Raw genomic sequence first — 16,455 nt, 5'->3', positions numbered from 1 at the left:
CACCGACCTGCCCATCACCTGTTGCAGTGCTTCTTTCGCGGCTGCACGATGTGCGGCAGGCTCAGCGTGGGCGCCAGGTGCGCACTTCCAGGTGAAGGATGTGGGCGTCGGGGCGGATGCGTCCGGTCTCCACGAGCCACTGATGGACGGCGGCGGTGACGTCCCCGCCCGCCGCATCGACGCGGCGGGCGAAGTCGGCCGCGTCGTGGCCGCCGGTCTGCGCGGAGCCGTAGGCACGTTCCTCGGTGTGGTCTGCGCGTTGGATGACGTCACGGCGGATACCGGGTGAGTCGGTCCGGCTGCCGGAGGGGTGCAGGTAGCCGGTTTTGGCGAGGCGGACGGTGAAGGCCAGGCGCAGGCCCTGGCGGGCGGCTTCGGCGATGAGGGGGCGCAGGCGGGAGGAGCCGGAGGCGATGGCCTGGGCGGCGACGCGGCCGGTGCCGGTACCAGTGGGGGTGATCAGGACGGCTTTGCTGCGCACGCGGGCTCTTGTGCCGGAGGCGGTGGTGCGGCGATGGGTGTAGCGGGCGGCGAGGGCGGTGAGTTCGGGCAGGTCGGTGATGCCGCCCATCTGGACGGCGGCCAGGACCTGTTGGAGGGCGGGGACGAAGGCGGCGCCCTTGTGTTTTGTGTAGAACTGGGAGACCAGGGAGGGGTCGCGGTTGATGATGCGGGCGATGTCGCGTTTGGTGTAACCCGCGGCTTGGAGCTGGTCGGCGAGTTGGGCGGCCTCGTTCAACTGGCTTTGTCCAGTGGGGCGGTTGCGGCGAGGACGTGGCGGCATCAGGCCTGTCCCTCGGTCTGGGTGAGGGTGGTGCGTCCGGCGTCGCGCAGGGCGAGGAGTTCTTCCTCGGTGGTGGGGGCTGGGACCGGGTGGGTGAGGTGGCCTTTGAGGAGGTAGTCGCCGGGCTGGTGGTGGTGCGGCCAGTGTTGGGGTGCGGTGAGGTAGAGGGCGTCGGTGCGGAAGGCGACGACGGTGCCAGCCGGTGTGTGCAGGGCGCCGGCGTAGGTGTTGTCGTCGCGGTGGCGCTGGGTGAGGAGGGCGGCGCGGGCGCCGGACCAGATCGCGGCGGCCCATTCGGGGTGGGCGTTGGGGTCGCGGCTGAAGCCGGTGGGCTTCTGCCAGGTGATCAACTGGTCGTCGAAGCTGATGATTTCGGCGTCCGGCGGGACGTCGCGTTCCATGGTGCGGGGGGTGGTTCCGGTGACCATGCGGGGGCGTTGGGCGAAGGCGCCGATGCCGTACAGGAGGATGGAGCGCACGGCGCGGGAGGCGAGGTGGGCGGCGCGGGCCTGCTGGGGGTCACCCTGGAAATGGGCCTGGGCGGAGAGGTTGGTCCAGGTCTCTTTGAGTTTCTTGGCCCAGTCGTCGAGAGGTTTGCCGTCGTCCCAGAGGATGCCGTCGAGGATTTCGATCTTCCACGGCTGGATGGGGTTGGTGAGGGCGGTGTGGATTTCGGGGCCGCCCGCCCAGGTCGTGAACGTGGCGCCGGGAGTGGCGGGGTAGTGCCAGGCGCGGTCGCCGGGGGCGGGGGCGGGCAGGATGCCGACATGCTGCCAGGTGTCGGGGACGGTGACCTTGACCTGCCAGTGGCCGCTTCCGTACAGGGCACGCTGCTGTTCCTTCTCGGACCAGGCGGCGAACGTGGCTGCGGTGATGCGGCGGGGGGTGCCGACCGGGGATTTCCAGGTGTGCTTGGCGTAGGCGAAGGTGCGGTCGTACTCGACCAGTTGGGGCAGTTGTCCGGGGACCCGGGGCGGGGTGATCAGTTCATTGCGGCCCTGGCCCGCGGTGGCATGGAGCAGACCGCGGAGTTCTTCCGAGAGGACGGGGAAGCCGTCGGCGTGCTGGCCGCGCTGGGGGATGGTGCGAGTCCACAGGTCGCGGCCGGTCTGGGAGGGGGAGCCCATGATGACGGCGTCGCTCCAGTGGCGGCGCAGGGCCTGCCACAGCAGGACGAAGGCGTCGCGGACGGTCGCGGGGTCAGCGGCGTCGACGTCGAACCACTCCCCCACGGACCGGATTTCGACGTGCTCCTCACCGTTTTCGCGCTGGTAGCGGCCGACCGGGTTGCGGGCGTGGACAAAGTGTCCGGCCATCCCGTCGCGGCCGCGTCCGGTGTCGGTGCGCCAGCCGGGAGTGGGGGCATTCAGCCAGGCGGCGACCGCGTCGCGCAGGTAGGGATAGCGGTCGGCGTCGCGGTGCCAGGGGTCACCGGCGGTGATGTAGATGCGTTCCACGCCCTCGGGCAGGACATGGAAGACGGCCGTCAGGATGGCGGCGACCGAGGCGTCGCCCAGGTCGAGGCGGTGGGTCTGCTGGCGGTGCACCAGCACGCCGGTGTCGGTGTCCAGGAAGACGGTGGAGCGGGCCTGCTGGGTGAAGTTCGGGGACTGGGAGACGAGCTTCGGGGTGTGCGTGAACCAGCCGTCCCCTGCAGGGCCTTCGGGGATCGACGGCAGTTCACGCGGTGCATCCTGGACTGCGGTCCTGTCCCGACCAGTACCAGGGTCCACGGCTCCGCTCTCCGGGGCGGGGGACGCTGTAGGCGACGGCTGCCTGCCTGCCATGGCAGGCGCTACGGCTCCGGTCCGCGGGGCAGGCTCCCGTGCGGCTTCGGCCGGACTGTCGTCCGCGGCGGGGACGGCAGGCTCTGCGGAGGGTGGGACGGTCTCGGCGGTGGTCAGGCTCTCCGGGGCCAGAGCCGGAGCGAGGGTGACGATGTCGGCCACGCTGAGCCCGGCTGCCGGGGCGATGCGCTCTGCCTTTGCCTTGCTGTAGGCGGCCAGTTGGGCGATGCGCTGGTCGCGGTCGGCTTCCAGTTTCGTCAGCGCGGCCCGGGCCTTTTTGATCTCGTCCCGCACCGTGCGCAGCTCGGTGAGAGCGGCGTTGTAGCTGTGTGCGTCCATCGGGGCTTCCTTGTCCGGGCGGTTCAGTCAGCGGTGTGGGTGGGGACGTAGGCGATCGCGCCGCCGGAGTGGGAGGCGAGCCTCGTGCCGAGGAGGAGTTCGGCGAGCTGACGGCCGTCGTCTGTTTGAGCGGTGATGGTGGTCTGGGGGGTGGCGAGGTCGGTGACGTAGCCGACCAGACGCGCGTCGGGGAAGGCGTGGCGGCTCTCGTCGTTGCGTTGCCATCGGTCCAGGCCGGTCAGGACGGCGACGACGTAGCCGGACAGGGTGACGGGCAGTACTCCCCCGGCGGCGATGTCGGCCGGGTCGCATCGCCACCAGCCGCGCAGCGCCGCGAGGAGGTCGCTGGGGGGGAGGGTTGCGGCGAAGCCGATCCAGTCCCGGTCCGGTTCTTGCACGGGCTTGGCCGCGTCGACCCGCAGTACGGCGATTTCCTTGGCGGCCAGTTGGTTCAGCGGGGCGTGCTGGCGTTCGCTGAGTGCCTGGACGACGTTGAGCGGGACCATGACGCGCACGCCGCGGCGGGACAGGCCCGGCAGCAGTCCAGCGTGTACGAGACGGCGGAAGGTGGTGATGGCGCAGCCGAGTTCCTGGGCTGCCTGCCCGGTCGTCAGCAGCATTTCATCTATCCTCTATGCCAACTCTGATATCTGATTTAGGACCAACATTATCGGGGTCCTGGAGGGTTCGTCAAAGATGGACCGTCGGGACACCGCTCGCGTGCTCAGACCTCCCTGCTGGCTCCGCGATGAGAACGGACGAGCTTGCCGGTCGCCTCGCTTCCGCGCGGCGGGAGCGAGGCAAGCAAGGCGATAGGTGACCGTCGAACCGCATGGTCACAGCGGCTTGCCCGGCCCTGGCCGGGCGGGCTGCCATCGCGCGTCTACTGCAGCGATCACGTGGTACGTTCGATGAAGACTTGAAGGGGCACCCGCCGTCCGTCAACGGCCGCTGTCCCTCTCTTCACACCCACCCCCACACACCCGCGCTCAGTACTGGCACACCGCACCCGTTGCCGTCGGTGGTATGCCGGTACGGAGCAATCCGCTTCGGGTGTACCTCGCGCAGAACATCGTGCGGCTGCCGCTGAGCGTTCACTCCCCGCGTCCCTACTGCAGCCGTCGGGAATCGCTCGGGGCCTGTTCCACCAACTGCTTCAGTACCGTGCACGCCTGCTGCGCCTGCCCGGTGCCGAGCTTGTCGATCAGCTTGCGGACGATGGATTCCGGGTCGGTCAGCGTGATGATGATCTGCGGTTTGCTCCATCCGGCCTCGATGGCAGCGGTGTCTGCGGGCGTGTTCGGCGGGGGGCGGCAGGGGTGTGCGCGGCGAGGAGCGCGTCCAGGGCTGGATAGGCGTTCATGGTCTGCTCATTCTGGAGGTGTTGGGGCGCTTGCGGGTGGGGGCTGGGGTGAGGTTGCAGGTCTCGGTGGCGCGGGCGACGTCGTCTTTGTCCCAGCCAGCGAGGCGGAAGGGCTTGTCGGCTCCCGACAGGTGGGCAGGCAGGTCGCTGCGGATTTGACCCTGCAGTTCGGTGTAGATGCGGGAGGCGTTCAGGAGAGGGAGAACCCATGCGGGCAGATGCGCAGGCAGGTCGGCGCGTGGGCGTTGCGGTGTGGGGATGGTGACCTGGGACAGCTGGTCGGTGTCGTAGCCAGCCAGGACACGGACAGCGACGGCTGCGGCGTGCGCGGGATGACCGATGCGTGTGTGGATGCGCTGGGCCACGGCTTCATGGCTGATGTCGGGGTGGGTGATGGCGGTCGGTGGGGGGCGGCCGGTGGTGCGATCGGCTCCAGGGCTGTCGTGGGTGAGGGGGGCCGGTCGGCGGGGGCGCGGGGGCAGCTCGTACCAGGGTTCGTCGGGTGGTGCGGGGAAGGGGGCGGGATGCCACCAGGGGTAGCGGTCTGAGGGAGCGGCCAGGGGCTGGTGGGCGTTTGGCAGATGCCGGCGGGCGCCTTCGAGGGTGTCGGCGTGGTGGTGGGGGACGGTTTTGAGGATGGCGGCCAGGGCGGCCGGTGTCGGGCCGCTGACGACGAGGGTGAGTTGGATGCGGGTGTGTTCACGCAGGGCCATGAGGTGTTCGAGGTGGCGGGCGGTGATGCGATGGGCGCGGCAGATGACGTAGTGGCTGATGCCGAGGGCCTTGGTCCATGCCACCGCCGCCCGCCAGGAGTCGTCGGCGTTGGTGGTCCACCAGGGTGGTTCGGTGCCCGGTGGCGGGAGGTGTTTGCCGAGGGCGCGGATGAGGTCGTGGGCGAGGTAGGCGGGTGCGGTGGCCAAAGGGGTGGGGTGGACGGTGATGCGGCCAGCGGCGGGCTGGTGGGCGGCGAGTGCGGTGGTGGTGTAGCTGGCGTGGTCGTGGGGGTCGGTGATCACCGTGATAGGTGGCAGGCCGGGGTCGGTTTGGTCCGGTGACCAGCTGGGCTGCCACTTGGCGAGGGTGTCGGCCGGTGCGGTGGGCGAGGACGTCGGGGTCATGCGGTGCGGGGCAGTCGGGGCCTGAGGCGGCGCAGGAGGGTTTCCGGGTCGGCCGGGTGGTCGGGGTGGCGGTGCCGAATGGCTTGGAGCTGGTGGGTCAGGGCAGCCCAGCGCCGGAGGTTGCCGTTCGCCCAGAGGCTGTCCAGGCGGGTGAGGGTGTGGCTGGGGGTGGTCTGCCACAGTGCGTGGAAGGCGGGCAGGATGGTGAGGATCTCGTCCGGGTCGAGCGGCTCCATGAGATGCCAGGCGGCCACCCGGTTGATCAGCGTCTGTTTCGAGCGCAGGGCTTTGAGGCGGGGCTGGCTGGCGAGCAGCACGATGGTCACCTGTGGGTCGGGGTCGTCATGGAGGTAGCGCAGGTATTCGATGCAGGCGGCGGACAGCTGGTGGGCTTCGTCGACGGTGACCAGGCGTGGCGGATGCATGAGGGCGTGTCGCAGGTAGTCGTCGCAGATGCCGGGGTCCTGGGGTGGGTCGCCGGGCAGGTTGAGGGCGCGGTAGAGGCTGTGCCGCAGGTCGTCGGGGCGGGCCTGGGGGCGTGGCAGGAGGTGCAGGGCGGGCAGGTCGGGGCGTTGCTCGCACAGGGTGTGCAGGGTGAAGGTCTTGCCGACGCCGGGGTCGGCGGTCAGGCAGATCATGCTCTGTTCGCGTGCGGCGCGGTCCAGGGCGTGGGCGGCGGCCCGCACCGTCTGGGTGGTGACGGTGCGGGCGCCGGGCAGGTTGAGGTAGTGGGGCGCGGGTGAGGCGACCGGCTGGTGGGTCATCCGGCGTCCGTCTGGGGGCGGCGGGACTTGCGGCGGTGGGGCAGTGCGCGGCGCAGGGCCCAGCGGGCGATGTTTTCGTCGACTTCACTCAGGCCGCGGCGCTTCATGCCTTCGAGGACGTGGTAGGTGATCTTGGACCAGACGCGGAAGGTGCCGCCGGCGCCTTCTTCGTAGACGAAGTCGATGAGTTCGGGGGATGCGTCGGCCCATACGGGGTGGAAGAGTGGGATGTTCTTTTGGACCTCGTCGGCTTCCATGGGTGCGAACTCCTGCCAGATGTAGATGCGGGAGGCGAGGGCGGGTTCGCTGTAGAGGGTTTTGTATGCCTCTTCACCGCCGACGAAGAGGACGGCGGGGCGGTTCGCGCCCTTGCCGGTGTCCCACAGGTGGCGGACGAACTCGAAGCATTCCCGGCTGAACTGCTGCGCTTCGTCGCAGACGAGGACGTAGGGCTTGCGGGTGAGGGTCCGCTTCAGGAGGCGGTCGAACTCGCTGGGGTGGGAGGGGGGTTCGCCTTCGAGATGGAGTTCGTTGAACAGCTCCTGACGGATGTCACGGGGTGTGGGGCGGGAGCGGAACTGCAGCAGCAGGACGCGTTCGGCGGAGATTTCCTTCAGGGCGGCCAGGACGGAGAAGGTCTTTCCCAGGCCCGCGTCTCCGTAGATGCAGGACATCGCACGGGCTTCGATGGTGTCGGCGATGTTCTCGCTGGCTTCGAGGAGGGCTTCGGTGGCCACGATGCGGGCGTCGGCGAGGTTGAGGTAGAAGTCGGGTTCGCCGACGACTTCGTCGCCCTGGTCAGTGCGGGGATTCGGCTGTGCGGAGTCGGTCATGGCGGTCTCTTTCACGGTCGTCAAAGGGTCGGGGTCTTGGAGATCTGCGACGTGAACGGGTGGCGCGGCGGTCAGAAGCTGGCTGGTGGCTGTATCGGGCACGTCGACGGCGTCTGAATGTTGGAGCTGGTTCGGCGAACAGGGCTCTGGGCCTGAACGGCCATCAAAAGGGCGGTCCCGGTCTGGTGTTGCGGGCGTGCTTTCTGGCCTCGGGGCAGTGGTGTTGGTCCATGGAGTCACGTCTGTTCCTTGGCTGGTGCAGTCGTGGGGGTGCTGGGGACGGCCCAGCCGCTGGGAGGGGTGACCCGGCGGGGCATGTAGTCGGGGGGCAGGTCGTCGGCGGGGCGGGTGGCTCGTAGGCCGCGCATTTCTCTGGTGGCCTCTTTGCGTGTCATCACTTCCGTGGTGCGGGCCGGGCCGGCGGTGGTGACGGCCTTGAAGCGGCGCCTGCGCAGCGCCTCGGCCTTGCGCAGATCGCGGCGCAGATCGCGGGCCCGTTGGGAACGGGCGCGGTAGACCTCGTCGATCTGTTCTGTGCTGGCCTGGTCGGCGAGGTGGGCGGTCCCCAGATGGCGCCGGTTGTCGGCGTCGAAGACTTCGATTTCGTCCATCTGGTGGGGCTGGAAGCGGACGCGGACGCGGGTACCGGCGCGGCCGGTCATCCAGCCGCCGATGTAGTCGCGGCTTTTGAAGCGGATGCCGTGGCTGTGGATGACCCGGGTGGAGCGGTCGCTTTCGAGGAGGAAGGCATGCAGGTCTTGTGCTGGTACCTCGCGCAGCGGGGTGGGGTCGCTGTTCCAGCACTCGAGAGGGGTGAGCCCGCCGTAGTCGGCCATCTTGTGTTCGGTGTTGCGGGTGGTGACCCAGGTGGCGAACAGGTCGGTGAAGCCCTCGAACGTCAGCGGCGGGTCTTTCTCGCCTGCTCTGCGGCGGGTGTCGAGATTCTGGGCACCGGTGTAGCGGGGGAGGGTGGAGAAGAACCTGCTGGTGGCGGCGAGGTTGAGGTTTTCGATGCTGCCTTTGAGGCGGGGGCTGTAGGGCGGTAGGACGTCGACCTGGACGGCGAAAGCGCCGAGGGCGTCCTGGACGGCATTGGACAGGAAGTCCTTGCCCCGGTCGATACGGATCCGTGTGGGCCGGCCGCCTGCCGGACCGTGGGGGCCGGTGCTCAGGATGCAGGCGCGCAGGGCGGCCAGGACGGAGCCGCGGTGAGGGAAGTGGGGGGTGACAGCCCAGCCCATGATCATGCCGGTGTGACAGTCACAGAACCAGGTCACCCACGGCTTGAGGAGTCGGCCGTTGGCCCAGACCCACACGGGTGCCTGTTTGTGGTCGCCTTCCCATTCCTCGTTACGCGCCGTGGGCGGGCGGCGCAGGTGCGGATCGTGATTACGGGAAGCCGGTAGACCCACGCGTAATCCGGCCAGGTCGCCCGGGGTCAGATCCCTTCTGATGGCGCGGTGCAGGGTGGACAGGCTTACCGGCTTGCGGCCGGCGGCCTTGGCATTCTGTTCGAGTTCTTCGTGGACGCGTTTGATGTTGCCGCGGTAGTAGGCCAGGAGGACGCGGAGGTCGTCGGTGACTTCGAAGCGCTCCCGTTGCCGGTACAGCGGCTCGCCGCGCCGGGCGCGGGCGAGGTTGCGGTACACCGTTCTGACATTCTGGCGGAGAGTGTAGGCGGCCAGCTGCGCGTGGGCGGTGGTCAGTTCGCCACGTCCCTGAAGCTGCAGCAGGGCTCGGGTGGCCGGCTCCACCAGCTCGCGGCGTGCACGCCGTTTGCACGGGGGATCTGTGTCGGTGAGGTCGTCGGAGTCGTTGGGCTCCATACGAATTTCCTTCGGCTCGTGATCGACGAGGACGGTCCGCTGAGGCTTGACGGGGGTCAGGCCCAAAACCCCAGGTGGTCGACGTATTCGTACATGCGCCAGTCGGAGTCGAGGTCGGTGATGACGTCATGCCACGCGCGGGTCAGCTCGTGCAGGTCGCTGCACGACCAGGCCGTGACGATGGGGGCCCAGCGGTAGATGTTCTTGTGCCGCCAGCGGGGGTTGCGGCGGTGTTTTCCTTCGACCGCGCTCTGGTCGACGGGGTAGATCTCCACCCGGGTCCCGCCGTCGGCATCGAGCCGGCGCGTCATGCTGGACGTCATGTTGCGGCGCCGCAGCAGACGGAAGGCGTCTTCCAGTCGTCGCTGCTGATCGGCTGCTGGAAGGCATTCCTCGGCGAGCCAGGCAGTGATCATGCGTCGGTCCATGCGAATGCCGCAGTCGTGCATGTAGGTATAGCCGGTGCGAGAGCGGGTCAGATAGAGCAGGTTGCGTCGCAGGCGCTCCGGAGGCGGGCTCCGATAGGGGTGGGTGACCTGGGCGATCTCGTCGAGTGTGATGGTGAGGGCCACCGCCCCTGGTACGCCGCGGGCTCCTAGCCGTCCGAATCCCATCTGCAGTCTTCTCCAGGGTTCCTGTGATCGTGTCGGAGTACCCGCCGGAACGCATGCGGCAAAGCCGATGGATGCGCGTGCGTGGCGGACTGTGAGCCAGGGTGCGGTTCACGCATCGATGAACGTTCAACGCGCCCTGGGCGTAGTCGAGTTGAGTGCTGGCCGAGAGCCGGGCTCGGCTTCGGTGCACGGCACCCTAGGGTCGCTGCGCGGACGGCAAAGCAAGTTCAGGCCGACATCCAAGCGGTGGCACATTTCCGGCACTTCACGCCTTCGAGCGACCGCCGGCATCCGGTCGACCGCACGGTGCGAGGCACGGAGCACGGCGGCGGCCGACGACCCCGGGCAGCCCCGCAACTGCAGGGCAGGGGCGGATTGGTTCAGCCAACCCGGATCCGAACCGCCGCCACCGCCGACGTGAATGCGCAGGTCGCCCCTTGTTGCCCATGGATCGCCTTTTAGACGCCACCGGACACGGAGGCAAACCGGAGGGACGCCTTCTTCACTCGCGAGTAATTTACCGCCTCGAGCCGCTCAATCATGCGCACGACATTCAGAATGGGCGGCCGCCGCATGGAGGCGGGCACTTTAGCGTCGGGGTCTGACAATAGGAACTGCACCTATTTATTCGACGCTAGCCGTTCAATAAACAATTGGCCTGATGTCGCCTCTCGGCAGTCCTGCTGAGATCGCAGGCGACGCTGTCATGGCTGATGGGGAGGCATGCCGCGTCCAGGTTGGATAGTGCGCGTGGCGCGATGCGCCTATCGAGGGCGGTCGCAGGAAGGTTTCGGCGCGGGGACGTTGTCAGAACCGTGGTCCAGGATGCCCGCATGAGCCTTACCTCTCACCTCAAAGATCCCCACTCCGCGATTTCACGCTTTCTGGCGGAACAGCTTCCTGACACCAGGGCCGTACTGGCCGACCTCCGCAAACGCTTAGCCTGTTTTCCCGCCCCGGTCCGGCCTCGGGCGGAGGCCGGACTGAAGCCCGAGTACCGGATGCTCGGCCACACCATCGACCACCGTCTGCGCATCTCTCTGGGAGCCCCGACCGGCTCCCCCATCAAGGAGGGCATCGAGCGGGCCGTCCTGGACGACGACGGCTGGCCCAGCCGGGAGGTGATCCGCGCTGTGCAGAAGGCCGGCGATCTCATGGTGCAGGAGCTGACCCGGTACGAGAGCGATGCGGGACAGCCTCTGTGTCTGGCCGCTGCGGACGAGGACCGGCTCATCCGGCTGTGTCACGTCGCCTCCAGCTTCGAAGCGATCTTCCGGCACGGCGGGTGGATGCGCGGAAACAGCCTCGGCCTGTGCATCCCGGAGGCGTCCTTGGACGATCTCCTCAACGCGGTGGCGGACTACGTCGTCGACGACATCCGGCAGCAGATGCAACTCGCCGCCCACCCCGGCCCCTTCGAGAACCTGCGCCTTCTGCCAGCCGACGCCCGGATCTGCGGCCCCGTCTTCGCTGGCAGCCTCGCCGTCGGCGGAGCGGACGCCGACTTCATCCTCGACCGGGCGCTCATCGACTGCAAGGCGACCATCAACCCGGACCGCCTCCACCGCGAAGCGGTCTACCAGCTCGCCGGATACCTGCTGCTCGACCACAACGACACGCACGCCATGTCCACCGTCGCGCTGTACCTTTCGCGCCAGGGCGCGCTCATCGGCTGGAGCGTCGAGGACTTCCTCGGCCTGCTCGGTGCACAGCACGACTTGCCTGCTCTGCGGGACGCGTGCCGTCACCTGCTGACCGACGGCCAGCACGGCAGCCCGCTTCCTCCCCCGGACCCTTCCCGCCCACTCCCCCGGCCCCGCTCGGCGCCCGCCGCCCAGCAGATGCTGTTCGACGAGTTCGACTGAGCCGGGTCGAGAGCGGCTGCAGCCTCTGCCTGCAGCCGCGTCCCGATGGCCAGCGCCGCGGCGGGGGGACGCTCTGCTTTGGCCGGGCAATCCTGATCCCTGCTCTCGATCATGAAGGAGGCCCGCCCTCTCAGATGCAGGATCACCCGGACCGGATCAAATCGCCGCCTGCCATGTGGTCCTGTCACATGTAGCGCTCTATCTCGGCCCGCATCTGTGCCGCGCTGGAGAAGCGTTTGCCGGGATTCAGCGCCATGGCCTTTTCGATCAGGGCCTCGACTCCGGGATCGAGATCGGGCACGAGGGCCGAGGGCCAGGACGGTCGAGGCGGGCCGAAGCGCGGCGCCTGGTGAATGCGCTGCCGGCCGGTGATCAGCTCGTCGAGAGTCGCCCCGATGCTGAAGATGTCGCGGGCGACATGGGGAGGTTCGCCAGCGAAGGCTTCAGGCGGCATGTAGCGAAGCGTCCCTGCGGACGTGCCCATCTTGTGGATGGATTCGTTGATACTGGAGATGCCGAAGTCCAGGATCTTTACCCGCCCTTGCGTGGTCAGGACGAGATTGGACGGCTTGATGTCGCAGTGGATGATGCCTGCTGCATGCGAGTGCTCGAGTCCATCGAGGACGTCCATCGCTGCGGCAAGGATTTCCTGCACCGTGGGCCGGGCGTCCGCCGCCACTCCCAACTCCCAGCCCGGCACATATTCCATGATCAGGTATTGGCCCACGGCCTCTTGTACTACGTCGTACACCACGGCGATCGAGGGGTGGTTGAGGGCTGCCACGGCGCGCGCTTCGTCCCGGAGATGGTCAGGTCCCAGCCTGCTCTGGTCACTGCGTACGCGTTTGGCGATGATAGTGCGCCCCAGCAGAGTGTCACGGCAGAGGTAGACCTCTGCCATTCCGCCGAGGCCCACCATGGCGATGGTCTCGTACCGGCCGTTCGCAAAGGTCTTCCCGGCATCGGGCAGGCCGTAGCGCTTCGCCAGCTGGCTGTCGCGGGCCGGGTCGCCACCCCGTTGGGTGCCCTCCGCGGCAATTACGGTCCCCGCCTCGGTCGAAGAAGCGGGGACCGGTGCGGCGTCGGCGGCTTCTTCGTGCCCTTCTTGCAGGCGTGCGACCCAACGGCGTAGATGCTGGTGCGCCAATACGTGCGGTTCTGCTGCAGCCGCGACCGGTACGAATGCCCGGTTCACTGCCATCACGGTGTGTCCGCAGGTGTCGCTGCCGGTCCGGTCGGGCCGCGGGCGGCCCTTGGCTGCCAGAGCCTGCTTCACGCACTCGTAGACCTGGTCGACGGTAAGAACGGCCGGTCCACCGTCCATTCCCTCGCGGAGAACGGTCAACAACTCGCCCGTGAAAGCGGTATAGGTCTCACCGGCAGGGGCCAGGGCGACGCGGTCGTCTCGTGCCGAGGTGATGACCGTGGTCCCCGCCGCTGCCGCCTGCCCCTTGACCGCCTCCGAGGTACTGCCCATGACCGCGTGCGCCTTGCCGCTGAAGCAGCTGTCCAGCACGGCGACACGGCGCTTGGCACGGGCACGGGCAATGAACCTTTTGACCCATGTGTAGGACACCCCCGTCCACGGCTCGTCCAACCGTGAGCCGGGCAGGGACAGCGAGAATTCCATGTCCTCGTCGAGGATGCCGTGCCCGGCGTAGTAGACCAGCAGGGTGTCACGGGCGGCCGTGGCGGCCGAGCGCAGCGGTGTGATCAGGTCGTCCGGGGCTGCTGCCTGCCGGATGACATGGCAGTGCTCGCCAGGCAGTCCCCAGCCGGAGGTAGAGGTGAAAAACTCCTGCAGAGCATTGAGGTTGTTGTCGACGGCGGGGAGGTCAGGCGCGTGACCGTAGCGGGCGAAGCCGATCAGCACCACGTGTGACTGTGCAGGGTCAGGGAGGTGGTTTGGATCCGCAGGCATCACGACGCGTCGCTGAGTGCCTCTGCGATCTGCGCGATCTTCTCGGGGTCGTCGGTGTCGACCGTGACCCGGACCCCGTTGCGTTCGATCACGACGCCGGGCTTTACGGGCGTGGTCCGACGCCATGTCGCAACGGCCAGAAGAAGATTGGCGAGTTGGAAGCCTTCGTCCACGACGACCTGAACGGCGTCGAAGGCCGAACCCATGTCGCCTTCCTCAATAGGTGCCGCCACAAGGTCGACCTCTGCATGGTCACCGACCTGTTCGTCCCCGCGCAGCCACTCGGCCAGCTGCTGCAGGCTGCGCGAGCCTGCGTGGTCGGGCGCGGCGATCGCCAGCCGGTAAGGCATCATGCTTCCCCCGTGTCACGTGTGGTGTCGATCTGAAGAATACGACGTCTGCGGACACCCCTGGCGCCCTGTGGCGGGGGTCGTGCCCTTTGTCGCCGAGGGCGGTCGTGCGTGTCTCGAAAAGTCCCCGGAGGGTCCCGCTCGGCCGTTCGGGTCGGCGCCTGGGCTGCTCACGACGTCCTGCACTGACGAGCCAGTGCGCCTGAGCGGGCGCAGGGGAGGTCTGACTGCCGGTGGCCCTTCTCCTGCCGTGCGAAGGTCACCCACCGTCCGGTCAGGACTCGATGAAGGTCAAGGTCTGTGCGTCGAGGTCGAGTTCGAGGTGGCCACCGCCGTGTTTGCGCAGCTGTCGCCAGGCGGCGTAGCCGGTCATGATGGCCTGTTCCCAGTCGGCGGCGCGCAGGACGCTTACTTCGAGGTGGGCGGTCATGTGGTCGATGGTGATGAGTAGTTCGTGGTCGACGTGGCGGAGGTTCTCGAAGTATTGGTGGCGGCTGGCGTAGGAGAAGACGAGTGCGCTGATGCCTTCTTCGATGGCGATGGCGCGGCCTCCGTCTTCGGCTTCGTCGATGCCGGGGCGGCTGCGGCGTTTGCGGTCAAGGAGGAAGCGGCTGACGGGCGACCAGCCCAGGACGGCTGCGTGGGCGAGATGGAAGGCGTCGTGGAAGCGGTAGTCGTCTTCGATGTGGCTGGCGCTGGTGAGCGGGTCACCGGCGGGGGTTCCGTCTTCTCGGGTCAGGGTGATGACGGTGCGTCCGTCGGTGTGGGGGGTGGGAGTGAAGGTGACGGTGGTGCGCCGGGGCAGTTGTTCGTGAGGGGGGTAGCCGGCGTCGAAGCGGGGGCGTTGGTCGTCGGGGGTGGCGCGCCAGCGGTCCTTGGTTTTCTCCAGGCTTGCGGCGGCAATGTCCTCGAGGTCGAGGCCGAGCAGGTGGGCGAGGGTGGCGGTGTACCAGAGGACGTCGCCGAGTTCCTCGCGCAGCTGTTGTTTGGAGGGGCTGGCGTCGGCTCCGTCGCGCAGGCGTTTTTTGTAGGCGGTGGCGACGGAGCCGGTTTCACCGACGAGTCCGAGCAGCGGTATGAGGACGGGGTCGGTGCCGTTGGTGACGGGCTGCAGGGTTTTGAGGGCTGCTTGCTGATAGCGGGCGAGGTGCACGCATACTCCCGTGAAGGATCTTCCAACAAGGTTGTCGGTTTTTCCGACATCGCTTTACAGTAGGTCATGCAGGGCCGGGTGTCCGGGAGTTGTGTGAAGGAAGGGAAAGCGGAGCATGCCGTCGCACAGCGTCCAGGAGATCGTGGACATCGTGATCGATTTCCTCGCTGCGTACCAGGACAGGCCGGTTCAGGAGGTGTACGAGGAACTGGCGGCCCGTGGAACGGACTTGCCGGTCGACTCCGTACTGATCATGGAGATACTGGCGCGCGTCGAGGAACACTTCGGCGTGCGTATTCCTGCCGACGCCGAAGCCGGGCGCTCCCTGCGCTCGGTGTGGGCGTTCGCTGAGACCGTGCACGAGACCATGCAGCAGGCCAAGGAGTCCCAGCCGTGAACGACAACGCCCCCTCCCCCGCCGAGGACGCCGACCGGCGTGCCCGCCTCGGCCAGCGGCTCAAAGGCACGCGCGAGTACCTTGGGCTGTCCCAGCAGCAGGTCGCCGAGCGCACCGGCATCGTGCGCTCGGCGGTCAGCGACATCGAGCGCGGACTGCGCAAGGTGGAGGTGATGGAGCTGCAAAAGCTCGCCCGCCTCTACCGGCTGCCGGCCTCCTACTTCCTGGACGAGGAGGAATCGGCCGACGCGGGAGAACACGCGCTGGCCGGCCTTCCCCGCACGGGACGGCCTCTCAGCGAAGGCGACCGCATCGAGGTGGCGAAGTTCATCCAGTATCTGCAGGCCCGGCGCCAGGCCGAGGAAGACGAGTCGGGGCCGGTGTCCCCGGCTCAGAGAGGCCGTGCGTGAGCTGGAACAACGCGCACGGCGCTGCGATGATCGCGGCCGCCCAGGCCCACGCAGCCCTCGAAGCGGCAGGTGACGGATACATCGATGTGTTCGGCGCATTGGGCCGGGACGGGGTGGAGGTGATGGGGCGCAGGCTGGGCGGTCTGCTGGGCCTGTACATAGACCAAAGAAGCGGAGGGCCTGCCTGCCTGCTCAACACGGGTCTCGAGGAAGTGGCCATGCGGCACACGGCCGCGCACGAGCTGGGTCACCACCGGATGGGCCACGGCACCAGCATCGACCACGAGGAGCAGTCGTCGGGGCGCTGGGGTGAGGGCTGGCCCCAGCACGAGAAGGAGGCCGAGGCTTTCGCGTCCTGGTTCCTGATGCCCCGCCCGACCGCCCGGGCCGCGCTGGCCCGCTGCGGCCTGCAGCGTCCCGGCTCCCCCCTGGACGCCTACCGGATGGCTCGGTGGCTTGGCACGCCGTACGCCACCACGGTGCGTCATCTGGTGCGGCTGAAGATGATCGACCGGTCTGCCGAGGCCGTGTGGCTCAAGTACTCCCCCGCCGCGCTGAAGACGGAACTCGCCGGCTCTCTGCCGCCGCTCGGAGCGCACGCTCACGTCCACGTCCTGACGCCCGCAGCCCACGATGCCCTGCTGCATGTGGCCGCCGGTGACTGCCTGATGCTGGACGTCCCCTCCGCCGTGTTCGACCACCTGCCCTCCGGCCTGACTTCCGCCCCGCCCGATGACGGCAGTCAGATCTGCCTGCCGGGGCTTTCCCCGCATCGGCCCGGCGTCGCGTGGGTGGGCGAAGAGATGGTGGGCGACACCCTCGTCACCGCCACGACGCAATCCTCCGGCCTGTTCCGGGTGACGCTGCGGCGCACCCCACGCCGCGAAGGCTCCGACATCTCCTGGGCCTGAATCTACGTCTGTCAGCACTC

15 protein-coding genes are annotated in these 16,455 nt (G+C 68.2%); 4 read left to right on the top strand and 11 right to left on the bottom strand.

The genetic code is table 11. The features are described from left to right. Nucleotides 1-61: 61 nt before the first annotated feature. The 8 genes from IO36_RS23765 to IO36_RS23730 form a co-directional block, all read right to left on the bottom strand. The gene (locus IO36_RS23765) at nucleotides 62-784 is read right to left on the bottom strand and encodes a hypothetical protein (protein WP_037622796.1); all 723 of its coding nucleotides are present in this window, start codon (nucleotides 782-784) and stop codon (nucleotides 62-64) included. Next, a complete protein-coding gene (locus tag IO36_RS23760; protein WP_037622794.1) occupies nucleotides 784-2,910 on the bottom strand; it encodes a hypothetical protein in 2,127 nt (708 codons plus the stop codon). Before IO36_RS23760 ends, IO36_RS23765 begins: the two co-directional genes overlap by 1 nt. Nucleotides 2,911-2,933: 23 nt before the next feature. Continuing rightward, nucleotides 2,934-3,530, bottom strand: a complete 597-nt coding sequence (locus IO36_RS23755; protein ID WP_037622792.1) for a helix-turn-helix domain-containing protein — start codon at nucleotides 3,528-3,530, stop codon at nucleotides 2,934-2,936. A gap of 739 nt (nucleotides 3,531-4,269) precedes the next feature. Beyond that, nucleotides 4,270-5,391, bottom strand: coding sequence for a hypothetical protein (locus IO36_RS43290; protein ID WP_051900869.1), 1,122 nt, complete (start codon nucleotides 5,389-5,391; stop codon nucleotides 4,270-4,272). Continuing rightward, a complete protein-coding gene (locus IO36_RS23745; RefSeq protein WP_051900868.1) occupies nucleotides 5,388-6,155 on the bottom strand; it encodes an AAA family ATPase in 768 nt (255 codons plus the stop codon). The genes IO36_RS43290 and IO36_RS23745 overlap by 4 nt, the downstream gene beginning before the upstream one ends. Further along, the gene (locus tag IO36_RS23740) at nucleotides 6,152-6,988 is read right to left on the bottom strand and encodes an AAA family ATPase (RefSeq protein ID WP_078943389.1); all 837 of its coding nucleotides are present in this window, start codon (nucleotides 6,986-6,988) and stop codon (nucleotides 6,152-6,154) included. Before IO36_RS23740 ends, IO36_RS23745 begins: the two co-directional genes overlap by 4 nt. Nucleotides 6,989-7,224: 236 nt before the next feature. Next, complete coding sequence (locus IO36_RS23735; RefSeq protein ID WP_158997452.1) at nucleotides 7,225-8,880, bottom strand: Mu transposase C-terminal domain-containing protein; 1,656 nt, start codon at nucleotides 8,878-8,880, stop codon at nucleotides 7,225-7,227. Then, complete coding sequence (locus IO36_RS23730) at nucleotides 8,871-9,428, bottom strand: hypothetical protein (RefSeq protein WP_037622791.1); 558 nt, start codon at nucleotides 9,426-9,428, stop codon at nucleotides 8,871-8,873. The genes IO36_RS23735 and IO36_RS23730 overlap by 10 nt, the downstream gene beginning before the upstream one ends. A gap of 1,001 nt (nucleotides 9,429-10,429) precedes the next feature. Here IO36_RS23730 and IO36_RS23725 point away from each other — a divergent pair. After that, entirely contained in the window at nucleotides 10,430-11,293 is an 864-nt protein-coding gene (locus IO36_RS23725) for a hypothetical protein (protein ID WP_051900865.1), read from the top strand. Nucleotides 11,294-11,477: 184 nt separating this feature from the next. Here the strand turns inward: IO36_RS23725 and IO36_RS43285 are convergent, their stop codons facing one another. The 3 genes from IO36_RS43285 to IO36_RS23710 form a co-directional block, all read right to left on the bottom strand. Then, nucleotides 11,478-13,169, bottom strand: coding sequence for a caspase, EACC1-associated type (locus tag IO36_RS43285; RefSeq protein WP_051900864.1), 1,692 nt, complete (start codon nucleotides 13,167-13,169; stop codon nucleotides 11,478-11,480). 44 nt (nucleotides 13,170-13,213) lie between these two features. Then, the gene (locus tag IO36_RS46920) at nucleotides 13,214-13,567 is read right to left on the bottom strand and encodes an effector-associated constant component EACC1 (protein ID WP_051900863.1); all 354 of its coding nucleotides are present in this window, start codon (nucleotides 13,565-13,567) and stop codon (nucleotides 13,214-13,216) included. A gap of 271 nt (nucleotides 13,568-13,838) precedes the next feature. Next, entirely contained in the window at nucleotides 13,839-14,717 is an 879-nt protein-coding gene (locus IO36_RS23710; RefSeq protein ID WP_037622790.1) for a nucleoside triphosphate pyrophosphohydrolase family protein, read from the bottom strand. A gap of 115 nt (nucleotides 14,718-14,832) precedes the next feature. On the opposite strand from IO36_RS23710, the gene IO36_RS23705 reads away from it, so the two are divergent. The 3 genes from IO36_RS23705 to IO36_RS23695 are packed head-to-tail and all read left to right on the top strand — an operon-like array spanning nucleotide 14,833 to nucleotide 16,435. Further along, nucleotides 14,833-15,114, top strand: coding sequence for an acyl carrier protein (locus IO36_RS23705; protein WP_037622788.1), 282 nt, complete (start codon nucleotides 14,833-14,835; stop codon nucleotides 15,112-15,114). After that, on the top strand, nucleotides 15,111-15,524 hold the full coding sequence (locus IO36_RS23700; RefSeq protein WP_037622787.1) for a helix-turn-helix domain-containing protein: 414 nt from the start codon (nucleotides 15,111-15,113) through the stop codon (nucleotides 15,522-15,524). The genes IO36_RS23705 and IO36_RS23700 overlap by 4 nt, the downstream gene beginning before the upstream one ends. Next, the gene (locus tag IO36_RS23695; protein ID WP_037622786.1) at nucleotides 15,521-16,435 is read left to right on the top strand and encodes an ImmA/IrrE family metallo-endopeptidase; all 915 of its coding nucleotides are present in this window, start codon (nucleotides 15,521-15,523) and stop codon (nucleotides 16,433-16,435) included. The genes IO36_RS23700 and IO36_RS23695 overlap by 4 nt, the downstream gene beginning before the upstream one ends. The last annotated feature ends 20 nt before the right edge of the window (nucleotides 16,436-16,455 follow it).

Origin of the sequence: Streptomyces aureus, assembly GCF_000725495.1 — a bacterium.
Taxonomy (GTDB): Bacteria; Actinomycetota; Actinomycetes; order Streptomycetales; family Streptomycetaceae; genus Streptomyces; species Streptomyces aureus_B.
This window is presented reverse-complemented; position numbering and strand designations above follow the sequence as displayed.

Coding starts and splice junctions, on each gene's coding strand:
- IO36_RS23765 (WP_037622796.1), bottom strand. CDS start 784: ATGCCGCCACGTCCTCGCCGCAACCGCCCCACTGGACAAAGCCAGTTG.
- IO36_RS23760 (WP_037622794.1), bottom strand. CDS start 2,910: ATGGACGCACACAGCTACAACGCCGCTCTCACCGAGCTGCGCACGGTG.
- IO36_RS23755 (WP_037622792.1), bottom strand. CDS start 3,530: ATGCTGCTGACGACCGGGCAGGCAGCCCAGGAACTCGGCTGCGCCATC.
- IO36_RS43290 (WP_051900869.1), bottom strand. CDS start 5,391: ATGACCCCGACGTCCTCGCCCACCGCACCGGCCGACACCCTCGCCAAG.
- IO36_RS23745 (WP_051900868.1), bottom strand. CDS start 6,155: ATGACCCACCAGCCGGTCGCCTCACCCGCGCCCCACTACCTCAACCTG.
- IO36_RS23740 (WP_078943389.1), bottom strand. CDS start 6,988: ATGACCGACTCCGCACAGCCGAATCCCCGCACTGACCAGGGCGACGAA.
- IO36_RS23730 (WP_037622791.1), bottom strand. CDS start 9,428: ATGGGATTCGGACGGCTAGGAGCCCGCGGCGTACCAGGGGCGGTGGCC.
- IO36_RS23725 (WP_051900865.1), top strand. CDS start 10,430: ATGCTCGGCCACACCATCGACCACCGTCTGCGCATCTCTCTGGGAGCC.
- IO36_RS46920 (WP_051900863.1), bottom strand. CDS start 13,567: ATGATGCCTTACCGGCTGGCGATCGCCGCGCCCGACCACGCAGGCTCG.
- IO36_RS23705 (WP_037622788.1), top strand. CDS start 14,833: ATGCCGTCGCACAGCGTCCAGGAGATCGTGGACATCGTGATCGATTTC.